The organism is Bacteroides sp. ZJ-18 (genome assembly GCF_011038705.2).
GTDB classification, from domain to species: domain Bacteria; phylum Bacteroidota; class Bacteroidia; order Bacteroidales; family Bacteroidaceae; genus Bacteroides; species Bacteroides hominis.
Genome location: NZ_CP072198.1, coordinates 3,878,562 through 3,893,275, shown reverse-complemented (window position 1 = coordinate 3,893,275; position 14,714 = coordinate 3,878,562). Strand labels below are relative to the sequence as shown.

Here is a 14,714-nt window from a genome sequence, read left to right as displayed (position 1 = left end):
CAATAATGAAAACAAATATTCAAGAAACTTTTTTTCAGTCATTCTCTACTTGGGGTGACCAAACGGCCGTCATTGCGAAAGACGGTACTGTCTCTTATCAGGAACTGGAACGTTATTCCGGGAAAATAGCACAAATTGTCCGTCAACATTTTCCGGTGACTCATGCATCCGGCTTCCGTAATGTCTGTATCGGAGTTTGTATGGGACGGAATAAAACGCTGGTTCCTGCTATTATGGCCATCTTTCGATTGGGGGCGACTTATCTGCCCATAGATCCTGCTTTGCCGGATAACCGTAAACGATACATGGCCGAAAATGCAGGTATGGTTTTGTTATTGACCGATTCACCGGATGGAGTCAGTGGAATTCCGGAAGCCTGCCAGCTTCATCTGGACTTGTCAGCACTCTCCGGCCCCTCCATTGACGGATATGCCGAGGTCTTCCCCGATGATTGCGCCTACATCATATATACTTCCGGGACGACAGGAAATCCCAAGGGGGTACAGATCAGTTATTCCAATCTGGGGACATTTACAAAGAACCTGATGAATACGGAACTTTATCATTTAGCCAACCCCTCGGACAGGTATCTTGCCTTTGCCAGTATCAGTTTTGATGCCTCCATATTAGAATTAATGATGTGTGTGCCGATTGGGGGGACTTTGGTTTTGGCGGGGGAGGCGGAACGCAGGGACATTTCTTTGCTGGACGGACTGATCAGGCGTGAGCAAGTGAATGTGGCCTTTTTCGCTCCTTCATTATTGGGCATGTTTGCCAATCTTGACTTTCCGTTCATGAAGACTTTGCTGTTTGGTGCTGAGGCTATCAGTGAAAAGTTGTTTAATAGGCTGAAACAACAGCCATACCGGTTGATGAATGTCTATGGTCCGACAGAGAATACGGTACTCAGCACCATACGGATTGTAAATGATGAGACTTCGTACGACAATATCGGTTATCCGCTGGAAGGAACCACCTGCCATATCTTGTCCGAAGATCTTCAACAGGTGGTTGGTGGAGCAACAGGAGAGCTTTATTTGAGTGGTCCACAGGTTTCATCCGGATATATCGGGAATAAAGAGTTGAATGAAAAATCATTTCTCTTCTATCATGGGGAACGGTTGTACAGGACGGGCGATTTGGTTCGGCAACAGCCTGACGGTTCTATACGTTTTATCGGACGAAAGGACACACAAGTCAAGATGCGGGGATTCCGTATTGAACTGAGTGAGATAACGGAATGCCTGAATAAGGACCCGGAGGTTGAGAAAGCTCACGTAGTGGTGGTAGAGCAGAATGGACGGCAATTATTGGGTGCTTACTTGCAACCATCAGTGCCCGGCTGTTTTCATCCGGAAGATGTAAAAGAACGTTTGCGGTCGGAACTTCCTTATTACATGATACCTAATTTATGGCAGGTGGTAGATCGTTTTCAGCGTACAATGAATGATAAGATCGACACTCGTTCACTCCCGCCTTTTGCTCCGGTGGAGTTGGAGTATGTCCCTCCGGTTCATCCGGGAGAAATCATTTTATGTGATATTTTGAAGGAAATGCTGAATTTACCCCGGGTCAGTGTTGAGGCCGGTTTGATTGATGACCTCGGAATGACTTCGTTGGATATACTGAGGCTGGTTACCGAGGCAAATAAAAGAGGATGCCCGATTAGTGTATCTGCCGTTTATGCTACCGATACTCTGCGCCGGCTGTTGGTGGTTCCCAGGCAAGAACCCGTTTATTGGTATAAGCAGCAAAATCTCAAGAAGCCGGTTATCATTCTGGTTTGCGGGTCTGCTTATTTCAATCATTGGTATTTTCATTTTGCCGACCGCTTATACGAAAAATATGATATTCTTGTGATAGATGCTGTTTACGATCACTTCTGGAAAGTGGCCGCGGATGTTACGGGATTGCTGGAATATTATGCCCGGGCGGTACAACCAATGATCCGGGAACGTACTGTTTACGCGCTTACCGGTTTCTGCATGGGTGCCGAACTGGCAATCGGCCTGGCCGAGTTGTTACGCCGTTCTATGGGGATAACACCGAAGGTTTTCGCACTCGACGGACAGGCCTGGCAGAATCCCGCTTTGTGCCGGAATTATCCTTTACTGATATTCCCCGGAGATACTGACGAGATGATACGTGAACGGAACGAAATCATTGATATTTATTTCAGTACGACTCCCAACCTGATTTATCAGGGAGAGGTGATTGTGTTGTTATCCGGATTATTCCATCAACAGGCCGGATTGTCTCCCGAAGAGGTATGGACAGAGGAAAACTACCGTATATTCCGGACTGAATATGACAATTGCGAAAGATTGTGGAACAAATATTATCCGAATGCTTCTGTCCTGCGATTACCGACAGATCATTGGCACTTTCTGGAAGGCGAATCACTGGAACAACTGATCACTGTTTTTTTTAAGTAAGTATCTATGCAGACAGACAATTTCACTTTGGGTAAGAAGGATCTTCTTATTTTGCTTGGGCTGACTCTTGTACTTCCTTTTCCGATCAACTGGGCATTGATCAGACTGAATCCGTTGACCCTGATGCCGGGTGCGGATGATGTGCCCACCTGGATTGGTTTCGGAGGTAGTTACATCGGAGGAATCATTGGCGGAGTCATTTCAATCTTGATTTTAAACAAGACACTTCGTCAAACCGGTGTACTCCACCATGACCTGAAACTTTTGCAGTTGGATACCATCATCTATACTCAGCAACAAGATTGGTTTACCGGTTTTAAACAAGAATTGGCAGAGAATCTGAAATCCATTGATCTCTATGTGTTGAATACCATCGTTTCATCCATATCCATGAAGAATTATGCATATGCCAAAGAGGTCTTGAGCGAGATCAACAAAAACCTCGAATATCAGATGGTTGCTGCATCCTTTTCTTTCACCTCCTCCCGCCTTTCGCCGGAAGAGCAAAAATATATGCAATTGGTGCGTCGGATACAGACTGAATACAGTTCTTTTATCAAAGATATTCTTTACTATATTCCTTTGGCGGAGACGATGGCTTCCCGGAAAAAACTGAACTATGAGCAGTTGATGGACTATACGCTGTCCCAATACGATTATTTGCAGGGGCAGGAAGGAGAATCTGCTGTTTCCGGAGCCGTCATACCACGTGTTATGGAGATCGATCCTTCTGATAATATAGGTAAGGAGTTGGAACGGATTATGGAAGAAAGATTAACCGGGCGTACTTATCTATATCACATGAAGTCTGATCTTGCAGAGGTTACCCATCAATTAATTATTTATGAAGAACAGCGTATCAATGCCATCCTGTATAAACCTATGGGAGAAACACATTGACAGATATTAATATAAAATGGTATTTTTTTATTTCAGTATTAAAAGTGAATTTATATTTGTTTTTCTATTGATAAAAGGGTGTTTTAAACTTTATATGTCTCTTATAAAAGAATACTTTCGGAAAGAATAATCTGGTATTCGGAAAAAAAAGCGCACTATACAGAACGTAAAATTTCTATAAGTTAATAAAATCCTATTTTTGCACTAAATGAAATTTAATAAGTTAAGTTATGAGCAAAAATAGAGGTCTATACAGGCTGTTTTTGTATTTTGTCTTTATCATGCCTGTGTTTTTAAGCTGCCGACATAGTCCGGTAGAAATGCCGGACGGTATGTATGGAAGATGGAAATCATCCACAGACCGTCCGGACATAACATTAGGGACAGACAGCATAGGATATTTTGCTATTGTTCATCATCGCATTAATGACGGACGAGTCTGTCCGGTCCGCTATCCGCTTCATCTTAGTTCACCCACAAAAGGGTATATCCGGGCAGAGGGTTGTATTCTGTTTTATTATGACAGCCTGAAACATACTTTGTACTTTTCTCCCGGAGGAGATTATGCTAAATAATCGCATGGACGTACTTCAGTTAACTAACAATAAAATAATTATGAAAGAGAACTTGATCAAACCGTATTGTTATTGTGGTGAGTCGGAAAACTCATTGGTTGATAATGCTATTTTTGTGTACTTCAGTGATGAGTACAGAAGGGTGCTTCTGGATGAAATCTTATGGGTGGAAGCATCCGGAAGTTATTGTGTAATCTATATGGAGGATGGTGCCGAGATAACAGTGAGCTATCCTTTGGATCGTGTTTTCAACAATGATCTGCCTTGTAACAAATTTAAAAGGATCCACCGGTCGTATGCTATCAATCTTTTTAAAGTGACCGGGTTTGCCGGTAACTACGTACACATCGGGAAAAAGATGTTGCCGGTGAGTGAATCTCACAAAAAGGACTTTCAAGCCTGTTTCCATAAGATTTATTCAAAACGGGCATTGGGAAAGTGACGAAAGGGAGTGGGAAGAAATCCGGCTCCGTCTAAAATTAAAAATTTACTACGCAAAGAACGTGCACTACCTTTGCATCGTAAGCTTACAAAAGAGAAAAAACAATTAAGTAACAAATTTAAAAAACAATTATTATGGCAGTTGACAAAACACCGTCGCAAGTTGCAACCAGTGCGTTGCAGGCGATTCCGTTTGGTTCTATTATTGGTGGCCCGTTGAAGGCATGTGTGGAAGCACAGGCTTTGGCAGCAAAAACAACTTGGGAGTTTATTCAGAACGTGGGTATTAATGTGAATCCGGAAACCGGTGAGAAAACAGCGGTTAACGTTTCGTTCTCATTCATTCAGGGCGGACGCCTGGTTCAGTTGAATATTCCGTTGCTGACTATCGTTCCTATTCCTTATATTGCAATCCGTGAAGTGGACATCAATTTTAAGGCTAATATCAGTGCTTCTTCTTCATCGGCAGCAGAAACAAACGAGTCAGTATCCAAAGATGCGGCCCTGAAGGCTTCGGCCAGTTTGGGATTGGGATGCTTCAAGATGAATGCCAATATGAATGCAAGCTATTCATCGAAAAAGGACTCTAAAGCGACTTCCGATTCTAAGTACAGTGTAGAGTATACCATGGACGTGGCTGTAAAAGCCGGACAGGACAGTATGCCTGCAGGTCTTTCTAAAATCCTGGAATTGCTGGGTAATTCATTGGATGTTTCCGATCCAACCGGTACATTGGAAGTGAACAGCAACTTGCTGCTGATTGAAGATGGCAAAGAGAAAGTACAGCTGATTGCTACCTATAAGGATCCTAACGGTCTGTTGGCTCCTGAAAAACTGACTATTTCCGGAACCGGTGCCAACGCTGCTGACTTTAAGGTAAGTGGTGACAGTAAAATTATCGATTTGCCGGAAGGTAAATATACTGTTAAAGCAGAGGGAAGCAAGAAGGAAGTTATTATCGAAGTGAAGAAAGATACGGCAGCTCCTCAGACTGGGACACAGGCTTAACATTAATTTAAAAACTTAAGAACTCATAATATGGCTCAGTTAAGTTCAGTAATCGGCTCTATATTGCGTGATATTGTTTCGGCACAGCACGAGGCCAACCTTTATTCATTGTCGCTTGGCGACTCTTACGGGAAAGACGGAAAGGCGAAAGATTTTCAACTGCCTAATGTCATGGTCAGCGATATGGAACTGGATTTAAAATATGGTGTGAAAAGTGCATCGGAAAGTCAGCAACAGTTTAATATCAAATATGATAAGTTCCGTCAATTCCTCAAGGAACTGTGCGAACAGGTTGCGAGGGTAGCTATCAGCAGTGCCGTCACTACAGTGATGACCTCGGATATAGAGAGAAATGAAGGAGAGAAACACTTCTTTGAACGGCTTAAAAAAGAAAACAAACTTCATCAGGAATTCTGCACTTTTCTGAGCCGTAATATGAGAAACTCTTTCCGGAATAACCTCTATGATGCCGTAGACAGCAGTAATGGTTCTGTGAACAACGATGTTGTGATCAGCAGGCTGACGGATGTCGTGCGTAAAAAGTTTCTTTATGATACGGACCTTGATGATCTTTTTGCCGGAGAAGATGGAGAAAAACTTCGTGATACCGCTGAAAAGAACATTATAAAAGCGATGGAAGCTATTGTGAAAAAGCTCTCGGTAGACGCTAACTTCAAGAGCCTTCATTCATTTCCACAGCTGGATGTGGCCATCACGGCTGATGAACTGATGAATATGCCAGAAGAAGCGATACACAGTTTTAAGATCAAGTTCAGTCCTCGCAATTATTCAGTCAGTCAAACGGACGATGATTCGTTATTGGAAGATTTTGTGATGCGATAATCAATCCTAATCAATTGGTACAATATGGATAAAAAGAAAGTTAGGAGCGTTAGTAGTCAGGTAATGGAACTTCAGCAATTAATTGCCGGTCCTTTGATCGCAACAATTGAAGCAGATTCATTATCTTCGCAAAGGTATCTGGATTATTTGATGAAAATAGCATTTGAATCTTATGATCCTGCAACAGGACGGACCGGTAAGATACGTATGCTTACGTTCAACTATCAGAGTCAGGATGCCGGTGGAGGAAGAAAACAAAGTGTGAGTATCCCGATACTTACGCTGGTACCTTTGCCACTGTTACAAGTGCAGGAGGCGGATTTCGATTTTGATATTAAAATCCTGGATGCTTTATCGGAGACAGCAGAAGAGAAATTCTCGCTGGAAGAAGGCAAAAGCGTGAGTGAGCCGCAAAGCGGGGGAGGATTTAAACTCCGGGCTTCGCTGGCTCCCAAACAGGGAGAGGGCAGCAGCACCTCAAATGTGCAGCAGAGCTTGTCGGCGAATATGAAAGTAAAGGTGAAGATGCGTCAGGCAGATGTGCCTGCCGGATTGTCCAACTTACTACATCTGACGGCAAGCAATATGCAAGTAGAAGAGACTGAAACTGAAGAAATAACGGAAGGAGGAAAGAAATGAATAATGTAGCAGAACATGCCCGTGAACAGAAAGCCGGGATGAAGTGTCCGCAATGCGGAACGTTTATTGAAACATCGATTTTTGAGTTGTTGACATCCAATGCCTTGCAATGTCCATCCTGTCACTTGCGTCTGAACATAGACCGTATGAAATCAAAACCGGCTTTTGACGCATTACGGAAAGTGCAGAATGCACAAGAGAATCTGGAGAGAAAGAGCAAATTCAACGGCTAAGTGTACGGACTATGAAATTAACTTTTTTCAAACGGGTGGGGAAGAAGATCCGCCATCCGTTCCGAAAGGAAAATACGGAAACTGTTGTAGTTTCGGAAGCCGTTCCTCAGCCGGAAGTGGATAATGCAGCTGAAATAACGATAAATGAACCTTCCGTTGCGATGTCGGCAGACAAATGTGCGGAACAGGCACGTTGTTTTCTGTTGAAAGATAACAAACTGGTCGGTAAGCCTCTCAGTAGTTATCATCCCGAAATACGGATTATCCATGTCGATAGTTTTGTAAATGCCTTTTTGTTTTTCTTGCGTATGTGCGATCAGCGTTTGCTGACTTATCGCCAGACAGGAGAGCACTTGCATTGCACTGCTGTTTTTCCGGACGAAAGCGGGAATTTGTATTTTACTAACAAGGTGACTTGTCGTAACAAGGAAAATACAGTTGCGGTCTTAAAGATTGACTATATGGGTCTTAAACCCAGGATTAGTGAAATAAGATTTGAATTAAACATTAAAAAATAAAAGAGTATGAATCCTATATTAAATAAAATGGGCGCAAACGCCAATGAACAAAAAAAACTCCTGATGGAGTGTGCGGCAATGCTGGAAAAGTACGTGAACAGATTTCCGGCAGAAAAAGGATGTGCTTCATTCTCAGGTGAAGACATGAAATTATGGAAAGAAGTTTATTATCCCAAACTTGTCCAGACGGACATTCTGCCGGACGGAAAATTCTTTAGTGGTACTTCATCGGGAAATAGCGGTATTGGTACAGACGGTTATTTTACCGGTTATGAATTCTTCCAGTTTATATATCGTGCCTATAAGTCGCTTTACGAGCTGGAAAAGGCAGGACAGATGAGATGATAAATAAAAACTAATTGGAATATGAAAACGATTAAATTGGATTATGAAGGCGAAGAAGCTCTCTTGTTGTGTCAGGGGCTGAAACGCAATGGCTATTCAGTGAATGAAAGCCGGATTTTCACACAGGAAATGAAAGAATCGGTTGTTGATTTTCAACAGAAAAGCCAACTGGATGCTGATGGGATCGTGGGATACCGTACTTGGGAATCCCTGTTTTTTACAGGACGTCCCACTACTGAACGTTTGACAGAAGAAGATTTCGTTCTTGTCGCCCGATTGCTCGATGTGGAAGTGGCTGCTTTAAAAGCCGTACAGCAAGTGGAGACAGGCGGAAAAGGAGGATTCTTTTCTCCCGGTAAGCCCGCTATCCTTTTCGAAGGTCATATTTTCTGGAATCAGTTGAAAAAGCGGAATATCAATCCTGAATCGCATGTGAAAGGGAATGAAAACATTCTTTATCCCAAATGGGAGAAAGGACATTATAAAGGCGGTATGGGTGAATACGATCGTTTGGAACAAGCCCGCCAAATCAATCATGAAGCAGCGGATGCTTCTGCCAGTTGGGGGATGTTCCAGATTATGGGTTTTAACTATGCGGCCTGCGGAGAGAAGAGTGTCGACAGTTTTGTAAAAGCTATGTGTGCGAGTGAATGCAGCCAGTTAATATTGTCTGCCCGATTTATCAAACAATCCGGAATGCTTCCCGCTTTGCAAGCCAAAGACTGGGCAGAGTTTGCCAGACGTTACAATGGTCCTGCTTATAAGGAGAATCGTTATGATGAAAAATTAGCAAAAGCTTACCAGAAATTTTTGTAGGCCAATTACAGACCTGAAGCGTCTCAATGAAATTTGAATTTAAAAAGAACTATGGATTAAAAAGAGCGGTGAGCAAGCTGTGAAGCTTGTTCACCGTTCATCGTTATTATCTTTATTTCTCAGAAAAATATTTCAGGAATTGGGTACGTTCAAACATATTGATACCTTCTACATCTTTGGCGTTCAATTTACCTTTGAATTGCGAGATGTGTTTGAAGCCTTTTCTTTCCATCCATGCACCCAAAAAACGGTTCATTTCTCCTATAAACAAGTTGGTGTTCTGATAAATGGCACTGCATACCTCTATGGCAGATGCTCCGGCTAAAATGGCTTTTACGATTGCGTCCGGTTTATGAATACCTCCCGAAGCGGCATAATCTATTTTAGTAACCAATGATGAAGAAATGCCTATCCAACGCAGGGTTGCCGAAAGGTCGGACGCGTTGCTGAACACGTCTCCTGAAGTATGCTCCATCTTCTCTACATCAATATCCGGTTGGTAGAAACGGTTGAAGAGAACAACTGCCGCTGCACCGTTGGCATATAGTTGATCGATCAGGGCTACCGGATTCGTAAAGTTACTGCCCAACTTCATAATAACCGGAATACGAATCGTTTTCTTTATATGGCTTAAGATATCGATGTGACGCTGTTCAAATGAACCATATTTATATTGGACGTCCGATTGCAAAGCAAGAATGTTGATTTCCAGCGCATCTGCACCGGCTTCTTCTATTTGCTTGGCAAAGTCTATCCATTCTGAGTCAGTATAGCAGTTTATACTTGCAATGACGGGAATGGTGCAGGCCTTTTTGCTTTCTTTAATCAGTTCCAGATATTCAGCCAGTTTGTGATTGCGGATATATTCAGCCAGATAGTCACTTCCTTCCGGATAATAAGACGGGTTTCTCAAGCGGTCAGCTTCCAGCATAATTTGCTCTTCGAACAGTGATTTCAGGACAATAGCTCCTGCACCGGCTGCTTCCAGCTTAGCGTTTTTAGCAGCGCTGTTAGTGAGTCCCGAACTACTGATGATAACAGGATTTTTTAAAGTCAATCCCGCAAAGGTTGTTTTTAAGTCGGCCATGGTAATTATTGTTAATGGTTTTTCAATGAATTTTCTGTTTCATTGTTTCAATTATTAATAAACTCTTTCCCCGAAAATTTTACTTCCTACTCTTACCAGCGTGCTGCCTTCTGCAATGGCGAGGTGATAATCGTGGGACATCCCCATTGAGAGTTCGCAAAAAGTCGGTTCGTCAGCAAAATATTGTTTTTTCACTTCGTGGAAGAAACAATTTAAAGAACGGAATTCCCGTTCGATTTGTTCTTTCGAATCTGTGTTGGTAGCCATTCCCATCAGTCCGCATATCTGTATGTTTGCCAGTGCTTTCCATTCGTCGGCATTCAACATCTCCTTGCATTCGTCGAAACTGAAACCAAATTTGGTTTCTTCCTGGGCAATATGTATTTGCAGCAAACAGCGAATGACTCTTCCTGCTTTGATAGCTTGTTTATTTACTTCCGCTAACAACTTGTACGAGTCGATTCCATGAATCATGGACACATACGGAGCCATATATTTGATTTTGTTTGTCTGCAAGTGCCCGATAAAATGCCACTCAATGTCCTTGGGCAGGCTTTCATACTTGCCTGTCATCTCCTGCACTTTGCTTTCTCCGAAAATTCTTTGTCCTGCACGATAAGCTTCTTCAATAGCTTCGTTCGGGTGGAATTTCGAAACCGCAACCAGTCGAACGCCGGATGGCAATTCGGCCAGGACCTGCTTTAAGTTATCAGTAACATTCATTTTGTATTGGTTTTGAGTTTTATTCACCACAGAGGACACAGAGAACACAGAGAATATCTTTCTCTTAAACATCTTAATAAACAAGAGATTAAAACTCTGTGTCCTCCGTGTACTCTGTGGTGAATCGTATTCATTTATTATACTTCCGGTTTATCATTAGGCTCAGAACTATACGGATATACATCCATAATTGCTGTTTCAGCAACAGAACCGATCTGATAATCAGCCATTGTACCTTTCATACCTTCATCCAGCTTCTTTACAGCATCGCGCAGATCGGCGGCCTGTACCAAAACTTGAGTCGATGTTTTCTTTTCGGCACCGCTTTTTTCGTCCAGTGTGATAAAAATCAGTTTACACTTAAACCAGCGGTCAGCAGCTTCTTCTTCGCTGGGGAAAAGTTCACTATAGTTGGCTCGTTTGATATCCGATACGGTAAATTCTCCTGTAATGAACGGAGTCATCTCCTCAATAATGCGTGCTTCTGCTTCTGTAAAGCTGAGTGCATCCACGAGATAAGGTTCAGTAACTTTCTTGTTCATTCCGTTTTCCATCAATTTCTCGTAACGGATCTTACACTCAAACCAAGTATGCATTGACATATTCTCTTTTGATTTTTAAGTAGTTAATATATGATTTACTATATAGATCTGCTTGTTTGCTAATCTATTCTACCACAAAGATAGTTCAAAATCTCTCTTTATGCTGTGATAAAGATAAGAATTTATTGCCAGTTTATTGTAATTTATCACCTCGCAGCCCGGAATAGGGGCTTATTGAGGGATTTTTAGTTGATGAATTCGTAAGTTGGCACTTGGTATATAATTTCATACAACATATCAACATATCAAGGAGTAATGCTGGTTTAAACTTTTTTTCCATGTGACAGGAATAAGATATTATCCTTCTTGTTACTTCAATTTTTCCCAATAAGGCTTGAGTTGATCTTGAAGATAACTTGTCACTTCAGAAAAAGTAAGTTGAGTTGATGCCTTAAGTCTTTTTATAAACGCATTCCATCTGATGTTCAAATTGAGGCTCTCTGCAAATGCAGAACTGAGGACAACGTGATTCTCTATATAATCCTTTCTGGTAGCTTTAGATAGGTTTGAATAACTTCTGCCATCACATCAATGCCTACTTTGTTGCGATACTTAATCGCATCACAAACAGAACGTTCCAAATCGAAAATAGGTAATACGATTTGTTCTATATTAATGGTGTATAAAGGACATATCCCTAGGTGAGAATAATATCGTAACAATTAACATTGTTAACCTCTTTTCCGGCCATTTTTATTTTTAAATGCAAATAACAAGTCTTTTGCATTTAAAACACTTGTTATTTGCATCCAAAGAATAAACTTTAACTTTGTGTTAAAACAAAGCTTTTACTGACAGATGTCTTGAATTTTTAATGGTTTGTATTTCAGCTTATTAAGTTTGATTTTTACTTCTTTGCCTCACTGAAGGTCTCTGCAGGCTGGAACCGATATACTTGCTTTTTTGTCAACTATACACGGAGGATTTGCACTATCCGTTTATTTCCTTTTTGCCTTATTTAGCGCCGCTATCAGATATCTTCCTTTAGCCCCTATATCGCTCCAGCAAGTGTTGGCAATCAGCCGCCACACCGTCGTTCCCTTTCTTCCATAGTCCGACAGCCTGAGAATGGCATTTACTTCGCTCACTTCGTTAATCCCCAATCTTTTTAGTGTATCTGTCAGTCCCGGATAATTGTGCGTCATCGTATTGAAAGCGTATCCCGGTATCGGGAGAGAAGCAGAATCCTCCATCCTTTCTTCCTCCTTCCCCTTGGGGGGAGCTGAGGGGGGTAATTCTTTATTTTCCTTTGCTCTACTTTTCTTTACTTTACTTTGTCCGGAATTGCATGCATTTTTTGCGTTAACGGCTACATCATGTACTACATTTCCTGTGCCGGCAGATGCTTTCCCTTCTTTAAGCGGCTTGAGTTGCTCAATTTCCTGTTGTGTGGATGCATTGTCCGGTTTGCCGTTTTCCTTTTCCGGTCTCACCATCAGGTAGGGGAGCTCCGACAGCTCTCGCTTTCTCCGCTTCGTAGCTTCCAGCCATACCTTCTGTATGCTTTCCGAAGTCAGTATTCCGTTTTCCAGATAACTGTTTCTGTCCAGTATCCCTTTGATGAAGAGAATTTCGATGATCCCCTGTACCTCAGCGGCCTGCACTTCCCTTCCTGCCTTGTTGGCAAAGATCAGGCACTGCTCCTCATCCCAACGGATGAAGTATCTCTCCTTGTATATTTTACAAAGCAGCTTCAGTACGATTGCCGACCCCTTTATTCCGTATTTTGCCTCTATCACTTCCATTGCGTTCTCTTCCATGAAGTTTACGCCTATCGGGAAATAGTTGATCCCGTCATATGCTATTGCCATTGTTTTTTTAGATTAGTTGTTTTTTTATCCGTAATACTTTTATCCCGAATTACACCGGATTCCCAAAGACGTTTTCACTTGATTCCTCAAAATAGAAATCATTCATCTGTGAAAATCCGTGTAATCTGTGGTGGCGCCCTATACGATCGGTCTCCATTCCATGAAGTTCTCCACCTGGAATGTCGTCCATCGCTGTTCGTCCACATTCCAGTAGACTACTGCACCTTCAATTTGTGTGGGATCATACTTCTTGTGGAATTCCGCTTCATAGTAGATCAGTGTCGCTTTCACCAACCTGAAGTCTCCGTTCTGCTTCTGATAAGCGATGGCTGCGTGCCCGTATTGCAGGTGGTCGGTCAACGCTTCCAGGCGCTCCGCCATCCATTCGGCACATTGTTCGGTATATCCTTTCTCAAAGACAATCCGTCTCTTCCATCTCAGTTTCATGGCTTCAGTTTGTGATGCCGGTCTTTTTTTCCGTTTCATACGTATATTTTTTAAGTTGATAAAATGTTATCGCCACGAAGATAGGGGGCGTTTCATGTAAGGCGGATTATGATAATTCATTGTGCGTATTTTTGTGGATGATGGCTTTGTGCAGTTTGTCTTTTTCTATTTCTTCCCAAATGCTGCTGATGTAGACCAATATTGAACTGATGGATAATGGTTTAAATATTCCGTTTTTAATGTTTCCGATTAGTCCTTTTTCGTAGATGTAGCGTGCGAGTGAAGCCTGACATGTATTGATCTTTTGTATGTTTGCATCCTCTATGTAAGATTCTATCAACACTCTGATAAGCTCTGCTTTGTGCGAAGTAATTCCTTCTATTGGTTTTCCTTCTTTTCTACCTCTGACTTTTTTAACTGATTCTGTATTAGGTTTTTGTGTTTTGCTAATGGCGTTTTTTTACACTTTTGTCCGCAATCTGAAATAATCCTTTTTCTTTGTCCATAATTTCTTTTATTTTGTTAATAACTAAATGTTGTTAATTTGTTGCAAAGGTAGAAAGGAATCTATCGGCAGGCAAATAAAAGCGGAATTAAAGAAAAAATGAACGCTTTTGATAGAGTAAATATTTGATATATAGTATTGTATTAGATGAAAAAGCGAGTGTTTCAATAGACGTTCGTTTAATTGAACGCAAAGATAGAGGGTATTTTTAGAACTACAAAATGTTTAATAAAAAAAAATGATTTTTCTCTTTTGCTTATCACATTAATGGACTAATATATAGTTGTTTATGAATTAATAAAAACCTATTTATTATCTGTCTGATTTTGTTTATTTCTTGCTTTTGATTTGTTTACAAAAAAGGTGTTTCAAAAGACGAACGTCTATTGAAACATTTTTTGTTTTCAATACCCTCGTTTAAAGGCTATTTAGAATAATGCTAAAATAACTTATATGGGAACAATTATCGGAATAGTTATAGGTTTTTTTGTCCTTTGCTTTTTGTATGGAATAATAGGCTTTTTGATGGCAAAATTTCCTGCTTTAATTTGGATAATAGGAATTATTGGTGGTATAACTGCAGGTATATTATCATCTTATTGGTGGGTAGGACTTCTTGTAGGTTTTTTTTTGATAGGAGTATTGTCGCACGCTCAATCTGTAGGTGGACATAAGTGTGCCCATTGTGGAAGCTATGATACAGATGTTACAGGGAAGGATGGAGACTTTGAAGTTTGGGTATGCAATAAATGTCACAATGTAACCTATGCGCGAAAACGCTAAGAA

Annotated in this window: 18 protein-coding genes; 12 read left to right on the top strand and 6 right to left on the bottom strand. The window is 41.4% G+C overall.

Annotated features, from left to right (window positions below; translation table 11 throughout):
• The first annotated feature begins 5 nt into the window (after nt 1-5).
• The 11 genes from G7Y45_RS15775 (at nt 6) to G7Y45_RS15725 (ending at nt 8,753) form a co-directional block, all read left to right on the top strand.
• Entirely contained in the window at nt 6-2,435 is a 2,430-nt protein-coding gene (locus G7Y45_RS15775) for an amino acid adenylation domain-containing protein (RefSeq protein ID WP_165015937.1), read from the top strand.
• A gap of 6 nt (nt 2,436-2,441) precedes the next feature.
• Nucleotides 2,442-3,335, top strand: a complete 894-nt coding sequence (locus G7Y45_RS15770; RefSeq protein WP_005806926.1) for a hypothetical protein — start codon at nt 2,442-2,444, stop codon at nt 3,333-3,335.
• A gap of 230 nt (nt 3,336-3,565) precedes the next feature.
• Complete coding sequence (locus G7Y45_RS15765; RefSeq protein ID WP_005779973.1) at nt 3,566-3,910, top strand: DUF3876 domain-containing protein; 345 nt, start codon at nt 3,566-3,568, stop codon at nt 3,908-3,910.
• A gap of 40 nt (nt 3,911-3,950) precedes the next feature.
• Nucleotides 3,951-4,352, top strand: a complete 402-nt coding sequence (locus G7Y45_RS15760; RefSeq protein ID WP_122200463.1) for a LytTR family DNA-binding domain-containing protein — start codon at nt 3,951-3,953, stop codon at nt 4,350-4,352.
• A gap of 134 nt (nt 4,353-4,486) precedes the next feature.
• The gene (locus G7Y45_RS15755; RefSeq protein WP_165015939.1) at nt 4,487-5,359 is read left to right on the top strand and encodes a DUF2589 domain-containing protein; all 873 of its coding nucleotides are present in this window, start codon (nt 4,487-4,489) and stop codon (nt 5,357-5,359) included.
• Between the two features lie 30 nt (nt 5,360-5,389).
• Nucleotides 5,390-6,202 (top strand): hypothetical protein, encoded by an 813-nt coding sequence (locus tag G7Y45_RS15750; RefSeq protein ID WP_005788697.1) that lies wholly within the window; start codon nt 5,390-5,392, stop codon nt 6,200-6,202.
• Between the two features lie 24 nt (nt 6,203-6,226).
• Nucleotides 6,227-6,841 carry a DUF2589 domain-containing protein gene (locus G7Y45_RS15745; protein ID WP_005779963.1) on the top strand — a complete coding sequence of 205 codons (615 nt, stop codon included), beginning with the start codon at nt 6,227-6,229 and terminating at the stop codon, nt 6,839-6,841.
• Nucleotides 6,838-7,074, top strand: coding sequence for a hypothetical protein (locus tag G7Y45_RS15740; RefSeq protein ID WP_005779961.1), 237 nt, complete (start codon nt 6,838-6,840; stop codon nt 7,072-7,074). The genes G7Y45_RS15745 and G7Y45_RS15740 overlap by 4 nt, the downstream gene beginning before the upstream one ends.
• A gap of 11 nt (nt 7,075-7,085) precedes the next feature.
• Complete coding sequence (locus G7Y45_RS15735) at nt 7,086-7,592, top strand: hypothetical protein (protein WP_165015942.1); 507 nt, start codon at nt 7,086-7,088, stop codon at nt 7,590-7,592.
• Between the two features lie 6 nt (nt 7,593-7,598).
• The gene (locus G7Y45_RS15730) at nt 7,599-7,937 is read left to right on the top strand and encodes a hypothetical protein (protein ID WP_005779958.1); all 339 of its coding nucleotides are present in this window, start codon (nt 7,599-7,601) and stop codon (nt 7,935-7,937) included.
• 21 nt (nt 7,938-7,958) lie between these two features.
• On the top strand, nt 7,959-8,753 hold the full coding sequence (locus tag G7Y45_RS15725; RefSeq protein WP_022011874.1) for an N-acetylmuramidase family protein: 795 nt from the start codon (nt 7,959-7,961) through the stop codon (nt 8,751-8,753).
• 112 nt (nt 8,754-8,865) lie between these two features.
• On the opposite strand, the gene G7Y45_RS15720 is transcribed toward G7Y45_RS15725, so the two are convergent.
• From G7Y45_RS15720 to G7Y45_RS15695, 6 genes are all read right to left on the bottom strand, one after another.
• Entirely contained in the window at nt 8,866-9,840 is a 975-nt protein-coding gene (locus tag G7Y45_RS15720; RefSeq protein ID WP_005806914.1) for a dihydroorotate dehydrogenase-like protein, read from the bottom strand.
• 54 nt (nt 9,841-9,894) lie between these two features.
• Nucleotides 9,895-10,563, bottom strand: a complete 669-nt coding sequence (locus G7Y45_RS15715; protein ID WP_005779953.1) for a YggS family pyridoxal phosphate-dependent enzyme — start codon at nt 10,561-10,563, stop codon at nt 9,895-9,897.
• A gap of 137 nt (nt 10,564-10,700) precedes the next feature.
• Nucleotides 10,701-11,165, bottom strand: coding sequence for a DUF4494 domain-containing protein (locus tag G7Y45_RS15710; protein ID WP_005788684.1), 465 nt, complete (start codon nt 11,163-11,165; stop codon nt 10,701-10,703).
• 938 nt (nt 11,166-12,103) lie between these two features.
• Nucleotides 12,104-12,976: a DUF4373 domain-containing protein gene (locus tag G7Y45_RS15705; RefSeq protein ID WP_209377332.1), complete on the bottom strand. Its 873-nt coding sequence runs from the start codon at nt 12,974-12,976 to the stop codon at nt 12,104-12,106.
• 138 nt (nt 12,977-13,114) lie between these two features.
• The gene (locus tag G7Y45_RS15700) at nt 13,115-13,462 is read right to left on the bottom strand and encodes an SH3 beta-barrel fold-containing protein (RefSeq protein ID WP_165017632.1); all 348 of its coding nucleotides are present in this window, start codon (nt 13,460-13,462) and stop codon (nt 13,115-13,117) included.
• A 67-nt stretch (nt 13,463-13,529) separates the two neighbouring features.
• A complete protein-coding gene (locus G7Y45_RS15695; RefSeq protein ID WP_241159079.1) occupies nt 13,530-13,766 on the bottom strand; it encodes a hypothetical protein in 237 nt (78 codons plus the stop codon).
• A 615-nt stretch (nt 13,767-14,381) separates the two neighbouring features.
• Here G7Y45_RS15695 and G7Y45_RS15690 point away from each other — a divergent pair.
• The gene (locus G7Y45_RS15690; protein ID WP_005806905.1) at nt 14,382-14,711 is read left to right on the top strand and encodes a hypothetical protein; all 330 of its coding nucleotides are present in this window, start codon (nt 14,382-14,384) and stop codon (nt 14,709-14,711) included.
• The last annotated feature ends 3 nt before the right edge of the window (nt 14,712-14,714 follow it).